14 protein-coding genes and 1 pseudogene are annotated in these 21,246 nt (G+C 69.2%); 9 read left to right on the top strand and 6 right to left on the bottom strand.

The genetic code is table 11. The annotated features are described in order from the left end of the window. Positions 1-160 precede the first annotated feature (160 nt). The 7 genes and pseudogenes from ABS52_04690 to ABS52_04660 all read left to right on the top strand — a co-directional run bounded on the left by ABS52_04690 (position 161) and on the right by ABS52_04660 (position 9,053). Entirely contained in the window at positions 161-1,417 is a 1,257-nt protein-coding gene (locus ABS52_04690; GenBank protein ODT04549.1) for a hypothetical protein, read from the top strand. Between the two features lie 6 nt (positions 1,418-1,423). Then, positions 1,424-4,660 (top strand): annotated as a pseudogene (locus tag ABS52_04685) (cation transporter). Positions 4,661-4,902: 242 nt separating this feature from the next. Then, positions 4,903-5,382, top strand: coding sequence for a hypothetical protein (locus ABS52_04680; GenBank protein ODT04565.1), 480 nt, complete (start codon positions 4,903-4,905; stop codon positions 5,380-5,382). 189 nt (positions 5,383-5,571) lie between these two features. Then, a complete protein-coding gene (locus ABS52_04675) occupies positions 5,572-6,045 on the top strand; it encodes a hypothetical protein (protein ID ODT04548.1) in 474 nt (157 codons plus the stop codon). 483 nt (positions 6,046-6,528) lie between these two features. After that, complete coding sequence (locus tag ABS52_04670) at positions 6,529-7,968, top strand: mercury(II) reductase (GenBank protein ODT04564.1); 1,440 nt, start codon at positions 6,529-6,531, stop codon at positions 7,966-7,968. 76 nt (positions 7,969-8,044) lie between these two features. Then, complete coding sequence (locus ABS52_04665; protein ID ODT04547.1) at positions 8,045-8,494, top strand: hypothetical protein; 450 nt, start codon at positions 8,045-8,047, stop codon at positions 8,492-8,494. Between the two features lie 280 nt (positions 8,495-8,774). Beyond that, the gene (locus tag ABS52_04660) at positions 8,775-9,053 is read left to right on the top strand and encodes a hypothetical protein (GenBank protein ID ODT04563.1); all 279 of its coding nucleotides are present in this window, start codon (positions 8,775-8,777) and stop codon (positions 9,051-9,053) included. A 373-nt stretch (positions 9,054-9,426) separates the two neighbouring features. Here the strand turns inward: ABS52_04660 and ABS52_04655 are convergent, their stop codons facing one another. The 5 genes from ABS52_04655 to ABS52_04635 form a co-directional block, all read right to left on the bottom strand. Then, positions 9,427-9,732, bottom strand: coding sequence for a hypothetical protein (locus tag ABS52_04655; GenBank protein ID ODT04546.1), 306 nt, complete (start codon positions 9,730-9,732; stop codon positions 9,427-9,429). Positions 9,733-9,781: 49 nt separating this feature from the next. After that, positions 9,782-10,462: an isoprenylcysteine carboxyl methyltransferase gene (locus tag ABS52_04650; protein ID ODT04545.1), complete on the bottom strand. Its 681-nt coding sequence runs from the start codon at positions 10,460-10,462 to the stop codon at positions 9,782-9,784. A 552-nt stretch (positions 10,463-11,014) separates the two neighbouring features. After that, positions 11,015-11,575 (bottom strand): hypothetical protein, encoded by a 561-nt coding sequence (locus ABS52_04645; protein ID ODT04544.1) that lies wholly within the window; start codon positions 11,573-11,575, stop codon positions 11,015-11,017. Between the two features lie 79 nt (positions 11,576-11,654). Further along, the gene (locus tag ABS52_04640) at positions 11,655-14,078 is read right to left on the bottom strand and encodes a hypothetical protein (protein ODT04543.1); all 2,424 of its coding nucleotides are present in this window, start codon (positions 14,076-14,078) and stop codon (positions 11,655-11,657) included. After that, positions 14,039-15,031, bottom strand: a complete 993-nt coding sequence (locus ABS52_04635; GenBank protein ODT04542.1) for a hypothetical protein — start codon at positions 15,029-15,031, stop codon at positions 14,039-14,041. Before ABS52_04635 ends, ABS52_04640 begins: the two co-directional genes overlap by 40 nt. A 421-nt stretch (positions 15,032-15,452) precedes the next feature. On the opposite strand from ABS52_04635, the gene ABS52_04630 reads away from it, so the two are divergent. After that, the gene (locus ABS52_04630) at positions 15,453-16,112 is read left to right on the top strand and encodes a hypothetical protein (GenBank protein ODT04541.1); all 660 of its coding nucleotides are present in this window, start codon (positions 15,453-15,455) and stop codon (positions 16,110-16,112) included. A gap of 497 nt (positions 16,113-16,609) precedes the next feature. On the opposite strand, the gene ABS52_04625 is transcribed toward ABS52_04630, so the two are convergent. Next, positions 16,610-17,833, bottom strand: a complete 1,224-nt coding sequence (locus ABS52_04625; protein ID ODT04562.1) for a hypothetical protein — start codon at positions 17,831-17,833, stop codon at positions 16,610-16,612. An 882-nt stretch (positions 17,834-18,715) separates the two neighbouring features. On the opposite strand from ABS52_04625, the gene ABS52_04620 reads away from it, so the two are divergent. After that, complete coding sequence (locus tag ABS52_04620) at positions 18,716-21,244, top strand: alpha-glucan phosphorylase (GenBank protein ODT04540.1); 2,529 nt, start codon at positions 18,716-18,718, stop codon at positions 21,242-21,244. The last annotated feature ends 2 nt before the right edge of the window (positions 21,245-21,246 follow it).

The raw sequence follows: 21,246 nt of genomic DNA, 5'->3' as shown, positions 1-21,246 counted from the left end.
CCCCCGGCGGGATGCCACTCACCCCCATACTGATGCGGGCACGCAACGAGCCTCGCCCATCGGTCCGACTCCGGATTCGAACGAAGAGTCGCCGTTCGGATCCGGCCGACCGAGCCGCCGTCGCCGCGCGCTCGGCGCCGCGATTCTCGCCGTGGTGATATTGGCGGCGATCGCGGCTGTTTACCTGCTCACGCGCAGCGGCGACGAAGCGGCGGCCGCGGCCGGACACAACCACGGGGCCGCCCCCGCCGCGGACAGCGCGATGCCCGTGCTGCTGACGGAGGAGAACGCGCGGCGGATCGGCGTGACGTACGCGCCCGTGGTCCTCGGCCCGCTCGCGACCGAGATTCGGACCGTCGCGCTGGTGACGTACGACGAGACGCGCGTGAAGGCCATCGCGCCGAAGATCGACGGTTGGGTCGAAGAGCTCTACGTCAACTACACGGGCCAGCCGGTGCAACAAGGGCAGGCGCTCCTGTCGATTTACTCGCCGATGCTCGTGTCGGCGCAGCAGGAGCTTCTCCTCGCGCGGCAGTTGACGTCCGACGTGGCTGCCGGTACGCCGGAGGCACAGCGCGGTGCCGAAGAGCTGCGCGAGTCCGCGCGGCGGCGCCTCGCCTTCTGGGACATCCCGGCGAGCGAGATCGAGCGCATCGAGCGGACGGGCGAGGTGCGGAAGGCGCTCGTCCTGCGGGCATCGGCGGGCGGGGTCGTGGTCGAGAAGAACGTGCTGGCCGGCCAGCGCATCATGGCCGGTGACGCACTGTATCGGGTCGCCGACCTGAGCACGGTCTGGCTCGAGGGCGAGGTCTTCGAACGCGACCTGGCCAGTGTCCGGCTGGGTCAGGAGGTGACCGCGGAGTTCGAGGCATTGCCCGGCGAGCAGCGGATGGGTCGGATCACCTACATCTACCCGACGCTGAACGCGGAAACGCGAACGGCGCGGGTGCGCGTCGAGCTGACGAATCCCCGTCTCGTGCTCAAGCCTGGGATGTACGCGACCATTCGCGTGCGTGGCACGGGCCCGGCGTCGGCGCTCAACGTGCCCCGCTCGGCGGTGCTCGCCACGGGGACGCGCACCATGGTCTTCGTGAAGGGCGCCGATGGCACGCTTGCGCCGCGCGACGTCGTCCTCGGCTTGGCGACGACCGATCGGATGCAGATCCTGCAGGGGCTCGTGGCGGGCGACACCGTCGTCGCCTCGGCCACCTTCCTTGTAGACGCCGAGTCGAACCTCGGCTCGGCGCTCGGTGGGATGGGGAACATGCCGGGGATGGACATGGGGGCATCGGGTGCCACGGGCGGTGACGACCGCGCGAGCACGCCGGTCGCGCCCGGCCCGCGACCCCCGGCGGCGCCCAAGGCGGTGCCCATGCCCAAGACGCCGGGCATCGATCACTCGCAGCATCGGGAGTAGACGGCCATGCTGAATCGCATCATCGAATGGGCCGTCGGCAACAAGCTGCTCGTCGCCCTGTTCACGGTCGGGGCCATCTTCGGCGGCATACGGGCCCTCCAGCGCACGCCGCTCGAGGCGCTGCCCGACCTGAGCGACGTTCAGGTCATCGTGCAGGCCGACTACGGCGAGCAGGCGCCCAAGATCGTCGAGGACCAAGTCACCTACCCAATCGCCGCCGAGATGCTGAAGGTGCCGGGCGCGCGGACGGTGCGTGGGTACTCCTTCTTCGGTGTGTCCTTCGTCTACGTCATTTTCGACGACGAGACGGACCTCTACTGGGCGCGCAGCCGCGTGCTCGAGTACCTGAGCGGCATCAAGGGCAAGCTGCCGGCGAACGTGACGCCCAGTCTGGGTCCGGACGCCACGGGGCTGGGCTGGGTTTATCAGTACGCACTCGAGGATACCACCGGCCGGATGAACCTCGCCGAACTGCGGAGCCTCCAGGACTGGTATCTCCGCTACGCCCTCACGGCAGTGCCCGGGGTATCCGAGGTCGCCGCCGTCGGGGGGTTCGAGAAGCAGTACCAGGTGGACATCGATCCGGCGAAGCTGCTCGCGTACGGTATCCCGGTGACGCGCGTGATGAGCGCCATCCAGAATGCCAACGCGGACGTCGGCGCGATGGTGATGGAGCTGTCCGAGCGCGAATACATGGTGCGCGGTCTCGGCTACCTGCGCAGCATCGGCGACATCGAGAACGTGGTCGTCGGTGCCACCGAGACCGGCACGCCGATCCGCGTCGCCGAACTTGGACGGGTGAACGTGGGCCCGGCCGTGCGGCGCGGGGTCGCCGAGCTCGACGGGCGCGGCGACGCCGTGGGCGGCATCGTCGTCATGCGTTTCGGCGAAAACGCGCTGACGACCATCGAGCGCATCAAGGAGAAGCTGGTGGAGGTCGAGCGTGGGCTCCCGCCAGGCGTGGTCGTGCGGCCGGTCTACGACCGGAGCTCGCTCATCGAGCACGCCATCGAGAACCTGCGCGAGAAGCTGCTCGAGGAGTCGGTCGTCGTCGCGCTTGTCTGCCTCATCTTCCTCTTCCACGCGCGCTCGGCGCTCGTCGCCATCCTCACGCTGCCTATCGGCATCCTGATGGCTTTCATCGGCATGCGGTGGGTTGGCGTGGGTGCGGACATCATGTCGCTTGGCGGTATCGCGATCGCCATCGGCGCGATGATCGACGCGGCGATCGTGATGATCGAGAACATGCACAAGCATCTCGAACGTGCGGTGGAAGCGAAGGAGGTCGCGCGGGGCGCAGTCTCGATGGGGCGCTCGTTCAACACGAACGTCCTCTCGGCGCGCGAGCGCTGGCAGGTGGTCGTCGAGTCGTCGCGGGAGGTGGGACCTGCGCTCTTCTTCTCGCTCCTCATCATCACCGTCTCGTTCGTGCCGGTGTTCACGCTGGCCGGGCAGGAGGGGCGGCTCTTCAAGCCCCTCGCGTACACGAAGACGTTCGCCATGGCGGCGTCGAGTCTGCTGGCGGTGACGCTCGTCCCGGTGGCGATGGGGCTCTTCATCCGCGGGAAGATGTACCGGGAGCGCGCCAATCCGCTCAACCGGGCGCTCATCCGTGTCTATCGTCCGATGATCACGGGCGTTCTCCGGCACCGGTGGCCGGTGATCGGCGTGGCCGCCGTCGCGCTCATCCTCTCGTGGATTCCGTGGACGAAGGTCGGCAGCGAGTTCCTGCCGCCGATCGAGGAGGGGACGATCCTCTACATGCCAACGACACTGCCGGGTGTGAGCGTAGCCCGGGCGCGCGAGATCATGCGGACACAGGATGCGATCCTGAAGTCGTTCCCGGAGGTCGAGCACGTGTGGGGGAAAGCCGGCCGCGCCAACACGGCGACGGACCCGGCGGGCCTCGACATGTTCGAGACGACGATCACGCTCAAGCCGGAATCGGAGTGGCGGAAGGGGCTGACGTACGACGATCTCATCGCCGAGCTGGACTCCGCCGTGCGGATGCCAGGGGTGACCAACGCCTGGACGATGCCGATCCGCGGGCGCATCGACATGCTCGCGACAGGCATCCGGACGCCAGTGGGGATCAAGATCTTCGGTCCCGACCTGGGCGAGCTGGAGCGAATCGGCAAGGAGGTCGAGCGCGCTGTGCAATCCGTGCCCGGCACGCGGAGCGCGTTCGCCGAGCGCGCGGTGAGCGGCTACTACGTGGACATCGACATCGATCGCGCGGCGGCCGCGCGCTACGGACTCAACGTGGGTGACGTCAACGCTGTCATCACGACGGCGATCGGTGGCATGACGATCACGCAGACCGTCGAGGGGCGCGAGCGCTACGGTGTGCGCGTGCGCTACCCGCAGGAGCTGCGAGACAGCCCGGAGCGGCTGGCGTCCGTCCTCATTCCCGTGAATACGGCGGGGGGTGACGCAGCCACGGCGGGCGCCGGCATGGCGATGGGTGGTGGGGCGGCGCCCGGCGCCGCCAGCGGCGGACGGGCGGCGCAGGTGCCGCTCGGCCAGGTAGCCACGATCAAGCAGGTGCCGGGCCCCATGGTGGTCCGCACCGAGGACGCGCAGCCGACGGCGTGGGTCTACGTGGACGTCGCCGATCGGGACATCGGGAGCTACGTGGCCGAGGCGCAGCGGGTCGTCGAGCAGATGGTCACGCTCCCCTCCGGCTACACCCTCGCGTGGAGCGGGCAGTACGAATACATGCTGCGCGCGCAGGAGACGATGAAGGTCGTCATACCGGCCACGCTGGGAATCATCTTCCTGCTCCTCTACTTCAACTTCAAGAGCGTGGGCGAGACGCTGATCGTGATGCTCTCGCTGCCGTTCGCGATCATCGGCGGTATCTGGTTCATCTGGTTGCTCGGCTACAACTGGTCGGTGGCGGTAGCGATCGGATTCATCGCGCTGGCCGGCGTGGCGGCGGAGACAGGGGTCATCATGCTCATCTACCTGGACCATGCGTGGAAGGCGCGACAGGTGGACGGCCGCCGGCCGACGCTGCGCGACCTCTACGACGCGGTGATGGAGGGCGCCGTGGAGCGCGTGCGACCGAAGATGATGACAGTGACGGCGATCATGGCCGGCCTGCTGCCGATCCTGTGGGGCACGGGGACGGGGTCCAGCGTGATGAAGCGCATCGCCGCACCGATGGTGGGCGGGATGGTGAGCAGCACGGTGCTCACGCTGATCGTCATCCCGGCCATCTACTCGCTCTGGAAAGAGCGCGAGGTGCGTGCGGATCTTGCCGCCGAGCGGTCGCTCGGCGGGCGCATGGCAGGGGCGGCACCACGACCTGTCGGTGCCGCGCAGCTTTCGATGACATCGTCCAACAACAGCGAGGGAGGTTTGACGCCATGAGTGAACACAAGCAACATCGGCCCTCGGCGCTGCGCGGCGCGCGGCACGAGGCGCGCGAGGGCGGTCGTCTCGCGCAGGGCCGCCCCGATGGGCGGCCAGGCCGGGGCGCTATTGCCCCGAGCCCTGCGGGTGCACGCAGCCGCCGGCTCCGCATCATCGCCGCGGTGTTAGTCGCGGCGCTCCTTGGTGCCGGCTGGTGGCTTGCCACGCCGGCACCCGCACAGGCGAGCGAGATCACGGTCTACAAGAGCCCCACGTGTCAGTGCTGCTCGCTCTGGCTCCGGCACATGCGTCGCGCTGGCTTCGAGGTAACCGAGAAGAACGTATCGGACATCGCGGCGATCAAGGCGGAGCAGGGGGTGCCGGGCGAGCTGGCCTCGTGTCACACGACGCTGGTCGGCGGGTATGTCGTCGAAGGGCATGTGCCGGCGGACCTCGTCGTGCGGCTGCTCGACGAGCGGCCGCCAGTCGCGGGACTCGCCGTGCCCGGCATGCCGGCGGGCTCGCCGGGAATGGAGGGCAGCGGGCAGCCGTACGACGTGCTCACCTTCACGCGCGATGGCGAGACGGCGGTGTACGCCAGAAGGTGATCCGCTCCGGGGGGTGATCACCAAAGATCATGGTCCGCGTGAGTGCCGCTGTGCGTCATGCCGGAACTTGACTCTGGAGTGTACTCCAGGGTTTATCCTTCGATCATGTCCAGCTCCTTCTCGGCAACCACCCGCCGCCGTTTCAGCCTCGGACTTCCCGCATCTGCTCCCGCGCGCCCAACGGCTGCAGTGCTCCGCATCGGTGACCTGGCCGCCGCCGCCGGCGTCACCCCCGACGCGCTCCGCTACTACGAGCGACGCGGACTCCTGCAGCCAACCGGCCGGCGAGCGAGCGGCTATCGCGAGTACCCGCCGGAGGCCATCGGCGTGGTGCGCTTCATCAAGCACGCGCAGGTGCTCGGCTTCAGTCTCGCCGAGGTCGAGGAACTGCTCCGGCTGCGGGGGACACCGGCCCGCCGGGGGGCCGGGCTCGCGGTACGCGACGTGGCCGCGACGAAGCTGCGCGAAGTCGACGAGAAGCTCCGGATGCTCGGGGCACTCCGCCAGTCGCTCTTCGTACTGGTGGCCGAGTGTGACGAGACCTGCGGCACGAATGTGGACGCGGCGGTTGACCCGTTCGACTGTCCAATCATCGCCGCACTGAACGCGCCCGACGCCGCCGCGGCGCCAACGCCGTGCGCGTCGGGAAGTATCACCCGCTGAGGCCTTGGAGCCGAGACCGTGGAGCTGAGTTCCTTGGAGCGGAGTCGCGCTCCTAACCACACAGCCGAGCAGCGCATGCGCCTCGATCTGACCATCAGCGGGATGACCTGCCTCGACTGCGCCCGGCACGTCACGGCCGCGCTTGAGCGTGTAGCGGGGGTCGAGGCGGCGCACGTCGACTACCGGGCGGGCCGCAGCCGCGTGGAACTGGCCCCGGGCGTGACGCCGACGCCGGCGCTGGCCGGCGCGCTCGCCGCTGCGGTCGCACGGGCGGGCTATCGCGCCCAGCCGCTCATCCCCGACGAGGTCAGCGCCGAATCGGTCGGGATGGCCGGCATCGAGGCGTCTGCGGCGCCCGGTTCAGGGCGCTCCGACACGCCGTCGTTCGCTCGCGAGGCTCCCGCACGCCGGCTCTCGGTACACGCAACCGCCGGCGCGCCCGACAGGACAGGCGCCGCGCCGGGCGCCGACTTCGACCTCCTCATTATTGGAACTGGCGGCGCGGGCGTCGCTGCGGCGATTCAGGCGGCCGGGATGGGCGCGAAGGTCGCCATCGCTGAGTGCGGCACGCTCGGTGGCACGTGTGTGAACGTTGGCTGCATCCCGTCGAAGATGCTGGTCGAGGCTGCCGCGCACGCCCACGCCGCTCGGCGCGGCTTCCCCGGTGTGGCGCCCTGCGAGCCCGCCGTCGACTGGGGCGAAGTCGTGCGTCAGAAAGACGCGCTCGTGGGCGAGCTGCGCGAAGCCAAATACGCCGACGTGCTCGCGAGTTACCCCGGTGTGGTGCGCTTCGAGGGCCGCGCGCGCCTCCTGGCGAGCGCCGTGAACGATACCTCCAGCGGCGCGATCCGTGTGAGGGTCGGCGACGGCCCATCCACACGCGAGTACCTCGCCCGCAAGGTGATCGTCGCCACAGGGTCGGCCGCCACCCTGCCGGCGATCCCGGGTGTCGAGACCGTCGACGCGCTAACGAGTACGACCGCGATGAGTCTCGAGGCACTCCCCGCCTCCATGCTCGTGGTCGGGGGCGGCCCGGTGGGCGTGGAGCTGGGGCAGGCGCTCGCACGCTTTGGAGTGAAGATCGCGATCGTCCAGCGCGGCGCGCATCTGCTCCCCGGAGAGGACCCGGAGATCGCCGAATTGCTCCGCCAGGCGCTCGAGGCCGAGGGGATCGAGGTCCATACCGGCACCACCGCGGTGCGCGCGGAGCGCGACGAAGGCGGGGTGCTCGTCGACGTGCGGCGGGGGGGCCTCGACGGGCAGCTCCGCGCCGAGCGGGTGCTCGTTGCCACGGGACGACGGCCGAACACGCAGGACCTCGGCCTCGAGGAGGTCGGCGTGGCGCTCACGCCGGGCGGCTACGTCGAGGTGGACGCCACGATGCGGACCACGAACCCGGACGTGTACGCCGCTGGCGACGTGACCGGAGGGCCAGGCTACGTGTACGTGGCCGCCGCGGGTGGGCGCGTGGCTGCGGAGAACGCGCTAAAGGCGCTCCACGCGACCGGGACGACGAGCGACGATCAGCGCGAGTTCGACCTGAGGGTGGTACCGAGCGTGACGTTCACCGACCCGCAGGTGGCCTCGGTGGGCCTGACCGAGGCCGCCGCGCGGACGGCCGGGTACCACATCGAGGTCGCCACGCTGGACATGGCCGACGTTCCGCGCGCGCTCGTGAGCTTCAACCGGCGCGGGCTCGTCAAGCTCGTCACCGAGTCCGGTTCAGGGCGCATCCTCGGCGTGCACGCAGTGGCGCCAAACGCCGGGGAGTTCATGGGCGAGGTGACACTCGCCATCCGGTTCGGGTTGACCGCGAAGGATCTCTCGGGCACGCTCCATCCGTATCTCACGTGGGTGGAGAGCTTGAAGCTTGTCGCGCAGGGCGGATCCGCCGGCGTCCAGAAGCTGAGCTGCTGCGCATGAACCGCGCGCCCGGGAACGTCCTGCTTGGCGTAGCTGCAGCGCGTGACCACGACCACGACCACGATTACGTCCCGACATGACCGACCGAGTAGCCTACCGAACGCCTGCCACGACCGACCCGATCCCCCTGTCTACGGCGGCGCACAACCCCAGTCCCAGCTCCGGTGCGCGGCGCGGCCTCGCGGCGGCCGCGGGCGCCATCGGCGCCGCGTTTCTCGCCTCGCTCTGCTGCATGGGGCCGCTCCTATTCGTGACGCTCGGCGTCGGCGCGGGACTCGCGAGCACGTTCGAGCCGCTCCGCCTCCCGTTGACCGTCCTGACCCTGATTCTCCTTGCAGTCGGCTTCTACGTCGTCTATGGGAGGAAGCCGGCGCAAGCCGCTACCGCCCCGAGCGGTGCATGCACGCAGGACGCGACATGCACCGCTCCCCGCCACCGGACCCGCGACGAGATCCTGTTGTGGATCGCCGCGTTCGTCGCGCTCGTGTTCCTGACATTCCCCCAGTGGTCCATGCTTCTCGTCTGACTCCACCGAGCGGCGTCGCCCCGAGGCGGCGCGCCGACGTTCTCACCAAGCCCTCACGTCCCCTACACCGGGTGTACCGATGATCCAACCGCTCGCCACCTTCGGTCTCGCCGCCGCCGTAGGCGCCCTCTCCCTCTCCAATCTCTGCGGGCCGGAGTCACGGTCCATCGGCGCCATTGATGGTCTCGCCCCGATCGCAGAGGCCGCCCCCGTGCAGGCATCTCCACCTGTACGACCGCATGCCGACGCTCGACCGCCGGTGGAGGCAGCCGCACGGGCGGTGACGCAACGGTCGCCGGCACAACCGGCGGTGACGCAACCAGCGTCCGCGTCTCGGACGGTGACGCTCGCAGTGAAGGGGATGACGTGCGCTGGGTGCGTGCTCGGAACGCAAAAGGTTCTCACGCGCCTCCCCGGAGTTGCCAAGGCGGACGTGAGCTACGAGAAGGGGACAGCGGTCGTGACCTACGATCCGGCGAAGGTGACCGTCGAGCAGATGATCGCCGCGATCAAGACGCTCGGCTACACGGCCTCGATTGTAGCGCCAGCGACCGGTTGAGAGGCGCATGACCGGGCGCGTGTCGGGGCGCCTGGCACGACACCCTTCTCGTCGTCGCCGGCTGGTTCACCGTCGCCGTCGAGGTGCTGCATCTCGGCGTCGCGAGCCTCGCGATGGCCGCGTTTCTTGGGGTGCCACGCTACCTGTGCGAGCCGCTCGTACGGCGGGATGCCGCCGCCGGTGTGCCGGTCTTCCGCGAGTGGCTTCTCTACAGTACGTCACCCTGACGTTCCCAGCGCCTTCTCAAGCCGAAGCGCACGAGCACCGTGCGGCGGTGCGGTACGCGCCACCGCGCAGCGCCTCGATCACCGGGAACTTCGTCACCGTGAAGTAGCCGTTCACGCGCAGGTATGCCTGTACCAGCGCGACGGCGTTATCCCTGCTGCGCGCCCACCCGCGACGGCGTCGGCGTGCCGAGCGTGCCGGCCGCGAACCTGTTGTACAGCACCCCCAGCAGCGCGACGACGAGTGCCACGGCCAGGCTCACGCAGACGAGGCCCGTGGCGAGGCTGCCCCACGTGAGTGGCCGTACAAGCCCGCTGACGTCCAGGTGGAACACGTAGCTGAAGGCGGCTGCAGCGCTGCCCGGTGCGACGGTGACGAGGAGCGAGCAGAGCGCGTAGACGACGGCGGTGGTGATGCCCGCGGCGAGGGCGAGCGCTGCAGTGTTGAGTCGCATGGTCGTGTCCTCAGCAGGGGAGTGGTCAGGAGGGGGTCCGCAGGGACGCTCAAGACGTGGCGTCGCGCGACGCCGGGGACGCGGAGCGCGCGATCCGGCCGGGCCGTGGCAGGAACGCCGGCGTCACGGCCGCATGGCGGTCGTACTCGGCGCCGAACTCGGCGCGCACCTCCTGCTCCTCGCGCCGCGCCAGCCGTACGTACATCGCGACGAGGACCGGGAACATCAGGAGCGTGAGCAGGGTCGGCCACTGGAGCAGGAAGCCCAGCAGGATGGCGATGAAGGCGACGTACTGCGGATGCCGGATGCGGGCGTAGGGCCCGCTGGTGGCGAGGCGCCGCTCGCGCTGGGCGGCGAGAAGATGGTGCCATGCCGCCGAGAGCAGGATGAACCCGCCGGCGATCAGGACGTTGCTCAGGATGTGGAAGGGGCTCAGGTGCGGATCGCCCTGCCAGCCGAGCAGCGTGTCCCACAGGTGGCCGGCGTCGTGCGTAAGGAGGTCGAGGCCGGGATAGCGCTGGCCCAGCCAGCCCGAGAGGAGGTAGACGGTGAACGGGATGCCGTACATCTCCGTGAACAGCGCCACGACGAAGGCGGAGAAGGCGCCGAGTGAGCGCCAGTCGCGGCTCGTGCGCGGCTTGAAGAAGCTGAACGCGAAGAAGATGAAGATCGCCGAGTTCAGGATAACCAGCGACCACAGGCCGTAGGCGGGTGCGGTGTCGGTGGTCATGCTACCTCAGACGGTGAGGAGTGGTGAGGCGAGTCCTGCCGACGGCGTGCGCCGGCGTCCGATTGTTCGGCTGCCGATTGGTCGGCAGGAGCTGCCGCAGCGCGATCGCTGTGTCCGCCACGATGGCCCCCCTCATCATGGCGCCCACCGTCGTGACCGTGACTGCTCCCATGGCCGCGGTGCAGAAAGATGTGCAGGAGAGGACAGGCCAGGATCAGCAGAAATGGCCACAGGCCGAAGATGTGTGCCCGGTGCTCGGTCATGAGAAAGAAGCCGGCGACGAGCAGGAACCCGGTGACGGCGAGTGCCGTTCGAAGCGTGGCGGAGCTGGCCATGGTGTGTGCGACTCAGGTGAAAGGGATCAGGACGGGGCGTGTCCAGCATGGGGACCGCTGGTCGCACCGTGTGCTTATCCAGATGTCGGCATGACGCTCCACGTTCGGCGTCATGTTGTGAGGTATCCAGCCACTTGGCGAACCACGCGCAGCGCAATCGAGCGCAATCGAGCGCCATCGCGCTGCCGAGGCCGGCGCGAGCATGCGTCGTGTCCTGCTACCGGAAGTGGTACGCCAGTCCGGCCAGCAAGGCGAGGTCGTTCCGAACGGAGGCACCGTCAGCTCGCCCGTGGCCACCGGACAGGTAATCGCGTGCCTCGATGCGGAGTCCCGTTCGCCACAGCGTGAGCTCGGCGCCGGCGGCGAGGTAACCGGCGAGCACGGTCTGCGTGGCGACGCCGTCAGCGCGGTGATCGTAGCGTCGTCCGCCGATGCCGATGCCACCGAACGGTGCGATCCCTCGTCTCGCCGACTGCGCCGCGCCGCCCCCGACTTCCACACCGACGTCGAACTGGACCAGATCGACGTCGGTGCTCGTCGGCGCGCTACGATCTCTCGTCTGGGCGATGGCCACGCCGCCGACGACGGCGAGCTGCGGTCGGAGCCCGACCGCGAGCTGGGCCCCGATGAGTGCTGCCGGGCCGAGCGCCCGACGTTGCGCCCCGGTGGGCACGAAGCCACCGAGCAGGATGTGCGCCGACACACGCCGGCCGTCGGCGTCAACGCTGTGTGGTGTCGGCTGCGCCCGCGTGGAGCGGGCGGCGACCAACAACACCATCGCGACACCGAGACGGATCAGGGAGCTTACACGCATGGTGCCTCCGACATGAACGCCGAGCGGTGGATGGACGGGCTTCTCACGTCGCGCTCGCCGGCGTCGTTCCTGAATGTGCCGCGCCGCCGTCGGCGGTGTCCGACGGGACGCTGTCGCGACCAGACTCGCCGAGCCATACCGTCCGCGCGTCCCCGCGGAAGCACCTACCGTCGTGCTCACAGCCCTCGTGCAGGCAGCGCAGCCGGAAGCGCAGGACGGCAGCCTCGGGCGGGAACGGCCCGAGCGTCAGATGATGGCGTTGCGGCCCGGCCATCACGCCGCCGGCCGGCACGAGGACCGCCGACTGCACCGGCCCTTCGTCCAGTCGCCAGGTGAGCTCGCACGGGCAGTTGGTGTGGACCATCAGCCGGTCGCCCTGCTGGATGCGATCGACGGGGCTGGCGAAGCTCCAGACCACGGCGCGTGGCACGACGTGCTGCGCCAGCGCCGCCGGTGCCGGACGCCCGAGCGCGTGGTAGACGTTCCGGAGGTGCGTGCGGAACAGCTCGTCGAACGCGCCGTCGTTTCCGGACTCCTGATCGTCACCGAACCACCAGAACCAATCGCTGCCCTCGGCAGCATGGAGTGCGTCGAAGGCCGCAGCCACCCGCTCCGCCGGAGCGGTCCGGGCGCGCTCGAGGTCCGCGCGGACTGCGCCGAGCAGCGCCCAGGCGCGGTTCTCCTCAGCCTCTCCGACCCACGTGCCGAGGTCGGCCCCCGGAGCGGACCCGCTCTCGTCGATCCAGGAGCCCGTGAAGAGGTCATGGACGACGGCCTGCTCGCTGGGGGGATGCGGGCGGATCCGCCGCCCGGCGTTCCCGTCGAGGTACTCGGCGAAGGTCACCGTTCGGATGTCGGAGGCCTGCTCCAGCGCCGTGTACAGCGCGTGCAGGAACGGACGCCCGTCGTCGCGGTACGCGCCCCACGCGTTCTCGCCGTCGAGGATGACGGTGAGCACGCGATCCGCATCGTCCTTCGCCATCGGCTCGATGAAGCGCGCTCTCACGTGCGCGACGAAGTCGCGTGCCGCGTCGACCGGGTCGGCGACGTGCTGGTAGTCGAAGCCGATGCGGTCCGAGAGCCAGCCGTCTCGGAAGAAGACGCTCACGGCGCTCTCTCCACCGAGCGCCTGGTATGGTTGGCAGAGTACGTCGGGTTCGTCGGCTCGGTAGCCCCAGCGCCCCGACCGGGCGAGAACACCGCGGTCGGACGCGATCCACTGGACGCCGTGCCCGGCGAAGAGGGGAACTACCGTCTGACTGACGGCGCCCTCCGCCGGCCACATGCCGCGCGGCGGCCGCCCGAAGGCTCGTATGTAGCTCTCGATGGCCAGACGGACGTGCGCCTCGGCGTCCTCGGGCCAGGCGAAGCGTGGCGGGAGCGATGCGCCGGGACGGTCGATTGTCGCCAAGTCGGTATCGACGAGGAGCGGCAGGATCGGGTGGGCGAGCGGCGTCGTGGCGACCTCGATCTGTCCACGCTCCTGCAGCAGGCGATGGATCGGTACGATCGCCCGCATGACCTTGTATTGCTCGGCGACCATCGCCCGCACGTCATCCACGCTGAAGTCGCGTTGCTGCGCAACGAACCGGTGCACGGACACGACCTCGCCGGTCACGAGCCGCACGTCGCCGTCGCGGAACTCGCGGCCGAACCACGCGAGGTTGAACCACATCTGGAGGTCGCGGATGTCCTGCGCGCTCCCCTCCCGCTCCTCGCTGCGCATCGCGAAGAGCTCCCGATAGCGGGGATGCGGAAAGACCTGATTGTGCCACTGGGCGTCGAAGAAGGTCGAGAGGACCTCGTCGCGCTCGGCCGGCGACAGCGACTCCGCGGGCGTCAGCGTCAGGTCGAGGGCTCGGTCGGTGGCGCCGTGCTCGACGTAGTCCGCCAGCTGCCGGAGCAGAACCGGCGTGAGGTTGATCGTCAAGTGGATGTCCGGGTGGTCGGCGACCAGTGCGGCCATGGCGTAGTAGCTGCGCAGCGCGTGCAGACGGACCCACGGCTGCGTGTAGCTGCCAAGTGCCGTCGGATGGCCCGTGTCTCGGTAGAGAGGTTGGTGCTGGTGCCAGAGCAGGGCGAGATGGAGCTTCGGGCCCACCACGAAGGTGACGGCCGGCACAGACGCCTCGCCGGCTGGCGAGCGCCCATGCACTTCGTACGTCACGCGCGTCGCGTCGGCGAAGGGGCCGAGCGTCGCCCGCCAGTAGCTGTTCCCGTCTGCGTTGCGTTGCCACGCGGCGTTGACGAGCGACTGCTCCACGCGACCGTCCGTCTCCTCGGACCGGACGACGACCCACACGCTCTGTCCGGGCTCCACGGGCCACGTGCCGCTCTCGATGGCTACCAGCTCGCCGGCGCTCACCCGGTGTGGTGTGCGCGACGCGTCGTTCGTCTGGTGCCACAGGTGCATCCTGGTCACGTCCGTCATGGTGTCGCCCTCCATGGCATCGTCCTCCCAGCCCACCAGGGTCGGCCGTGGGTGCCGGCGATGTCGGCGAGGCGGCGCAGGCGGTCGGCCGCCACCGTGCGCAACCAACGCCGCCGCTCGCCGGTGTCGGCGATCGCGAACGCCTCCTCCCACACGACTCGCCCCGCCAGGAAGCCTGCGGCTCCGGCCTCGCAGGCGATGCGAAGCTGCTGAGCGAACTCGTTGAAGGTGGCACCGGCACCGCAGAGCACCCAAGGCGCCCTCGATTCGGCGTCCAGCTCGAGACAGGCGTCGCGAAGCCGCCCGTCGTCCTGCGTTGAACGCCCATCGCCCGGGAATTCGGTGGCGAGCAGGTCGACGCCGAGCGCGGTCACCTGCCGTGCCGTTTCGATCACCAGCTCAGGCCTGCGCCGCGCGAACGACTCGGGGCTCTCCGGGTCGAGGCGGTAGGTGAAGGCTTGGACGAGGCTGGGGAGCGCCCCCTCCCGGCAGCGCTCGACGAACTGCCGCACCTCGCGGAGCTGCCAAGTCGCCGACTCGCTATGCCCTGGATGGTAGTAGGCGACGAGCGACGCCCCGTCGGCGCCGAGCCGCCGCGCGTCGGCGGCGCTCCAGCGGACGAGGAGCTCGGAGACGCGCGCGCCGTCCTCGTCCGCGTCACAGTCGTCCTCGGCGCTCACGACGAGCCCTACATCGTGTGGTAGCGCTTCGGCGACGACCGCGTGCTCGGCGCCCGACGCAGGGTCCAGCAGTACGGCCGACGCGTGGGGGGCGAGCACGGCGCAGAGCTCCCGCTTGTACGCGACAACCGACGCGTTGCTGACTGTGTCCGGGTGCACCGGGTCGATCAGAAGGCGCAGGGCGTCGCGGTGGTCCAGCGCGCAGAGGGAAAGGATGCCGGCATCGTTGGACAGTCGATGGATGCCGCGCAGGGTGGCGGCGGGCAGCTGCCGGTCGGCTGCATACGGAAGAGGGGATTTGCTCAGCATGAGCGGAGGGGTGAGAGGTCGGGGACGAGGCGCATCGCGACGACTGCAGTTAGCAATGGCGCTCGTCGGCAGATCGAGAGTACCACGTCACGCTGAGCGCCCGCTGAAGGGCGCATGAACGACCATGCGGAGTCGGTCACCAGCGCTGCATGGGACGAGCATATCCACCGTGGATTGCTCATGCGCTCTTCAGCCCCCATTCAGGCCGCGGCGCGATCTTCGACCCGTGCGGTGCAGGTGGCTGTCGATGGCAGGCGCCGCGCCGGGACCATGAATGCCGCGGGCCGCACGGTCGCGGCGGACGATGGCGAAACGAAGCTCCGCGTGCAGCGGGCGGGAGGACGCGATGTGGAACGCCTCGAATGACGAGAGATCAGGTGGTCCGGGCGACACACCTGACTTCACGAAGCGGCTGGAGCAGGTGATCACTGCCGCGGATACGGCGAGGGCGCGGCAGAGCCGGGAGATGGAGACGACGATGGCCGAGCGTGAGGCCGCCGAACGGAAGTTCGAGCAGATGGCCGTGGATCTTTTCGGACGCGTCATTCGCCCGCGCGTGGAGGCACTCACGACTCGCCTCGGCGCGATGCCACTCGTGCGCTGCGAGATGGATCAGTGCCAGACGGCCGTGGGCGTGCACACGCGGTGCATCTTCGCACGCACCACTCGCTTTCCGGCGACGACCACGCTGACGGTGGGCGTATTGCAGGACCGGGTGAAGGGGGGGGCGAGCGTCTTTTTTCGCGTCGAGGTGGTCCCCGTCCTCTTCGACTTCACGAAGGAGGATCACCTGGACATTTCACTCGATGCGCCCGACGAGCAGGCGGTCGCGCAGTGGGTCGGGGACCGGTTGCTGCGCTTCCTCGATCTGTATCTCAGCCTCGAGACCGACCCACGATACCAGGCACAGAACGTGGTGCAGGACCCCGTGTGCGGGATGCAGGTTTCGGGGGCCGTCGCCGAGCACCACGTCGAGCATCACCGGCACACCTATCACTTCTGCTCACAGACCTGCCGCGACAAGTTCGTGGCCGATCCGGACTTCTATCTGGACCGAGGGGCGACGGTCCGCGAGGCGTGAGCTGATCGCGACGTGATCGCGACCTGACGCGCCACCGCGCCACCACCTCCGGTGGCGCGGTGGCGCTTTGCCTGCATCTTCGTGCCGCTCGGCTTCATCCGCGGTTCGTAGGAGACGCGGTACCACTCCCGGAGCCATCCCTACATCGGCTCGATCTCCGCTGACGGCACCGCGATGATCTGTTCGCACTGCGCGATCAGCCTCTCGTGAATCGCCTTGTCCAGGCACATCATCGACTGCACTCGTCACGCCAGCGATTGCACGCTGCGTAGAGCCGTACGCGGCGGCGAGCCCGAGTTCGTGCGACGCGTCCGCACCGGCGTGAGCAGCTGCTCTACCCGTGCGGCTCGATGGCTCACACGCCAATGCTCCGCAGCCGGAGGTGAACCCCAAAAGGCTGAAAGCAACAGCGTGGGGCGGCCATGCTGGCCCGCCCCACGGTGGTCCCGATCCGGCCCTTGGCAGGGCCGATCCCTACGCGTTCGTAGTGGGCGTCGTCAGAAGGCGACCACGCCTTCCATGACGAACCCGTTGAACTTGCCGCCGCTGCGGCGGTCGGTGGTCGGGAAATCGACGTACTTCTGCGTCACGTACTCACCCTTGAGCAGGATGAGCGGCGAGATCTGCCAGCCAGCGGCGAGCGCCTGCCGATCGGCGCCCACGTCCTTTGTCATCCCCTGCAGTCGCATGGTCGCGGTGTTGTAGCGCCCGCCGACGTAGAGCCGGTCGCCGGCGAAGCGGTAGACCACGTCCACGGCCTCCTGGGAAAGCTTGCGGTCGGTCGTCTCGGTGGCGGCCCGCCCCTGTCCACGGTCGAGCGAGCCGAAGACCTCGAGGCCGCGGAACTTGACGAACGGGTTGATCTGCAGCGCCTGCACATTGTTGCGGAACCCGGGCTGGATGCTGCCGCTCCAGCGGTCGCGGCCCACCGAGTCGACGAGCACGTCGTAGTAGCGCGAGCCGGGGCGGTCGCCCGAGTAGATCGTCTGGTTGAGGGAGCGGTCCGCCTTGTAGAGCGAGCCGCTGAGGCGGACGCGCAGGTCACGATTGACCTGCTTGTCGACGCCGACCTTGCCGTAGCGCGCCCAGCCGCGCTTCTCCGGCGTCGCCACCGAGCCGCGCATCTCGCCGCTGGTCACCGCGCCCATGACGAAGGCCGAACCCCGGCGAAAGTAGACCTCGGCCCCGGCCTCGGTCGTGAACGGGTCGACGATGTAGTTGCCGACGAATGGGTTGTACATCGCCTGGCCAGCGTCGGAGCGGCGGAAGTGCGAGTCGCCGAAGTTGTTCTCGAACATGCCCACCTTGACGGTTGCGTACTTCATGAGCGTGTTGAGCGGCGCGATGTTGATCGGCGAGGCGTCGATCTGGAGGTAGCCACCCTTGACGTAGAACTGTTCGTGGCCGCGCGCGGCCAGGTAGTTCTCCAGCGAGACGACGATGCCGCGCGCGAGCTGCGCGTTCACCACCAGATTAGCGCTCGCCAGCGGGAGCCCGGCGCCGATCGCGAGGAGCTGGTTCTGGTCCTTGCCGCCAACCATCCGGGGTGCGGCCGTGTTGGAGTGATCGAGCGCCTGGAAGGACTGCGTGAAGGCCGCGCCGAGATCGAGCGTCGGGCCGGTGAACGTGGCGGTGGCCGGCTTCGGCATCTCGAAGACGTTGATGCCGCGGGCGTCGTAGGGGCGGACGCCCGGCACGGTCTTGCGGAAGACGTCGAGGATGGTCGACTGCGCCGTCGAGTCGGTGGTGGGGGCGCGGGCAGCGGCGGTCGGCCGCGCGGCGCCGGTGTCTGGTGCCGTGACCGGCCCGGTTTGCTGGGCCAGTGCCGGCGTGGTGCTCGGGGCAGCGCTCAGGACGGCGAGCGTGCCGAAGGCGAGGAGGACGGAGGTGGCGGACATGGTCGTGCGCTCCAGAAGATTCCGCAGGCTGGACCGGCTGCGGCGCGGTGTACACTCGAGACGGATCGGACGCGAACGGATCGTGCGCGAACGGATCTGGACTGCAACGTCACGGACTGCGTCGTCGGACGACGCGCACTCAGTGGCGCGAGGCGCCTCGTCAGGTGCGGTGGTGCGTCAGGCGACTCGGGACGAACTATGCGCACGCCGGCGGGGGGAGCCATCGGGAGAGAACGAGGAACTTTGGTCCGGGCCGGCGCCCCTCAGCGTCGGGGAACGCCGGACGGGACTGCGTGCCGCCCCCCGCCCCGACACGCCCACTGCCACCCTCCGACGTCTCAGGGCACCGCGTTGCCACGTGCACCGGTGAGTGGGATCGTGGAGGGGAACAGACGGACGATCGAGGGGCAACGTGACGCGATCGCGACCACCGGCAGGCCGGGACGCAATCCCTCATTCATCCACTGCTCAGGCGTCGTTCAGCTTCACGTCGCAATGTGGAGGTCGAGATCCCGATCAGCGGTGGGCCCGACTGGGCTGCACGCGGGAACGGGGCAGCTCCACGCGAATATCGGCCGACGCGTGCAGGACGTTCGGCTATTCACGATCGAGTTCTCGAGGATGAGGCGAATGCCACCACCGAAACGACCTTCGCGTCGGAAACCGGAGACTGCGTCCCCTGAGGAACCACGCCACGCACCGACCGTGGACTCATTGACGGAGCTTGCCCTCGATGTGCGCTGGGCGTGGAATCATCGGGGCGACGAGCTCTGGGCGCTGCTGGACCCCGAGCTCTGGGCCGCGACACACAATCCGTGGGTCGTGCTGCAGACAGTCTCGAAGGCACGGCTCGAGGCATTTCTCGCCGGTCCCGCCAATCGGAAACGGATCGAGCGACTGCTGGAGCACCGGCGTCGACATCTGGATGCGCCGGCCTGGTTCCAGCGCACCCACCCCGACGCCCAGCTCACCGGCGTAGCGTATTTCTGCATGGAGTTCGCCCTGAGCGAAGCGCTCCCCATCTACTCGGGTGGGCTGGGCAATGTGGCCGGCGATCAGCTCAAGGCAGCATGCGATCTCGGCGTTCCGGTGATCGGCGTCGGCCTGCTCTACCAGCAGGGCTACTTCCGGCAGGCTATCCGGCCCGACGGGAGCCAGCAGGCGTTGTACCCATACAACGATCCCGGCCAATTGCCGATCACGCCGGTCCGCGATGCGACGGGCGAGTGGCTGCGGGTGGAGCTCGCCTGGCCGGCCTACCCGATCCGGCTCCGCGCCTGGCAGGTGCGCGTGGGTCGCCGGATCCTGTACCTCCTCGACAGCAACGACCCGGCCAATCCGCCGGCGGCACGCGCCATCACGAGCGAGCTCTATGGCGGCGATCCGGAGCTCCGCCTGCAGCAGGAGATCGTGCTGGGCATCGGCGGCTGGCGCCTGCTCGACACACTCGGCCTGGCGCCGGAGGTGTGCCACCTGAATGAGGGGCACGCGGCGCTGGCCGTGCTCGAGCGCGCACGGCGCTTCGCGGAGCAGAACGGGTGCTCGTTCGAGACGGCCCTGACGGCCACCCGAGCGGGGAATCTCTTCACCACGCACACTGCCGTGCCGGCCGGCTTCGACCGCTTCGCGCCGTCGCTCGTGGAGCAATACCTGGGGCGGTACGCGAAGCAGGAGCTCGGGGTCCCTCTGGACGACCTGCTGGCGCTGGGTCGCGAGAATCCGCACGATCGTGGCGAGGCGTTCAACATGGCGTACCTCGCCCTGCGCGGCAGCGGAGCCGTGAACGGCGTGAGTCGGCTGCACGGTGCGGTGAGCCGCCGGCTCTTCGGCCCACTCTTCCCGAGGCGACCGGAGCACGAGGTTCCGATCGGGCATGTGACGAACGGCATCCACGTCCCTACGTGGGACTCCGCCGCCGCCGACGCACTGTGGACGGAGGCGTGTGGCGCCGACCGTTGGCGCGGCACCATGGAGGCCGTGGGTCACGGACTGGCGAGCGTTCCCGATGCTGACCTCTGGGCGCTTCGTACCGCAAACCGCGAAGGTCTGGTGAACTACGTGCGCGAGCGCTTGCCAAGGGAGCTCGTCTCGGCGGGCGCGCAATCGACGCAGGTGGAGAGAGCGCAGACGGCGCTCGACCCTGCTGTGCTGACCATCGGCTTCGCCCGCCGCTTCGCGACCTACAAACGCCCGACCCTCCTACTCCATGACCGCGAGCGACTGCTCCGCCTGCTCACCGACCCCGACCACCCGGTGCAGCTCGTCATCGCCGGTAAGGCGCATCCCGCCGACACTGCCGGCCAGGCGATGATCGCTGAGTGGGTTCGCTTCAGTCGCCATCCGGAGGTGGAGGGGCGCATCATCTTCATCCCCGACTACGACCTGCTCCTCGCCGAGCACCTGGTGCAGGGCGTGGATCTCTGGATCAACACGCCGCGCCGCCCTTGGGAGGCGAGCGGGACGAGTGGCATGAAGGTCCTCGTCAACGGGGGACTCAACCTGTCGGAGCTGGATGGATGGTGGGCCGAGGCGTACACCCCGGACGTCGGGTGGGCCTTGGGCGATGGCCACGAGCGTGGCGATGATCCGACGTGGGATTCCGCCGAGGCGGAGACGCTTTACGCGCTGCTCGAACGCGAGGTCGTCCCGGCGTTCTACGCCCGTGACGAGCGCGGGATCCCTACGGCCTGGCTCGCGCGCATGCGCGCGAGCATGGCGGCGTTGACGTCGCGCTTCTCCACCAACCGCACCGTGCGCGAGTACACGGAGCGCTTCTACCTGCCCGCCGCGGAGGCCTATCGCGCGCGGGCCGCAGACGGGGGCCTGATGGCGGACCGGCTGGGCAAGTGGGAACGTCACCTCACCGAGCTCTGGGGTGAGGCGCGCTTCGGCCCGACGCGCGTGGAGACGCACTCTGGCCGCCACGAGTTCATCGTGGAGGTCCATCTGGGCGGGCTTGACCCTGAGTCGGTGCGCGTCGAACTCTACGCCGAGCCTTCCAATGGCGCGTTTTCCGACGACGGCGAGCCGACGCGCTGGGTGATGACGCGCGCTCGGGCGATGGGTAGAGAGACGATGGGTGCCCGGGCGGTGGAGGGATCGTTAGGTGGCTACGAGTACGAAGCGAGCGTTCCCGCCTCGCGAGACGCGGGAGACTACACACCACGTCTGGTGCCGTACCACCCCCAGGCGCGGATTCCGCTGGAAGCGCTGGACATCCTGTGGCAGCGATGACA

It is taken from the genome of Gemmatimonadetes bacterium SCN 70-22 (genome assembly GCA_001724275.1).
GTDB lineage: Bacteria > Gemmatimonadota > Gemmatimonadetes > Gemmatimonadales > Gemmatimonadaceae > SCN-70-22.
Note: the sequence above shows the minus strand (reverse complement) of the source record. Positions and strands in the feature narration are given on the sequence as shown.

What these genes read in the sequence shown, in the direction of transcription:
- ABS52_04665 (ODT04547.1), top strand. Translation starts at nt 8,045, where the DNA reads ATGACCGACCGAGTAGCCTACCGAACGCCTGCCACGACCGACCCGATC.
- ABS52_04655 (ODT04546.1), bottom strand. Translation starts at nt 9,732, where the DNA reads ATGCGACTCAACACTGCAGCGCTCGCCCTCGCCGCGGGCATCACCACC.
- ABS52_04650 (ODT04545.1), bottom strand. Translation starts at nt 10,462, where the DNA reads ATGACCACCGACACCGCACCCGCCTACGGCCTGTGGTCGCTGGTTATC.
- ABS52_04645 (ODT04544.1), bottom strand. Translation starts at nt 11,575, where the DNA reads ATGGTGTTGTTGGTCGCCGCCCGCTCCACGCGGGCGCAGCCGACACCA.
- ABS52_04635 (ODT04542.1), bottom strand. Translation starts at nt 15,031, where the DNA reads ATGCTGAGCAAATCCCCTCTTCCGTATGCAGCCGACCGGCAGCTGCCC.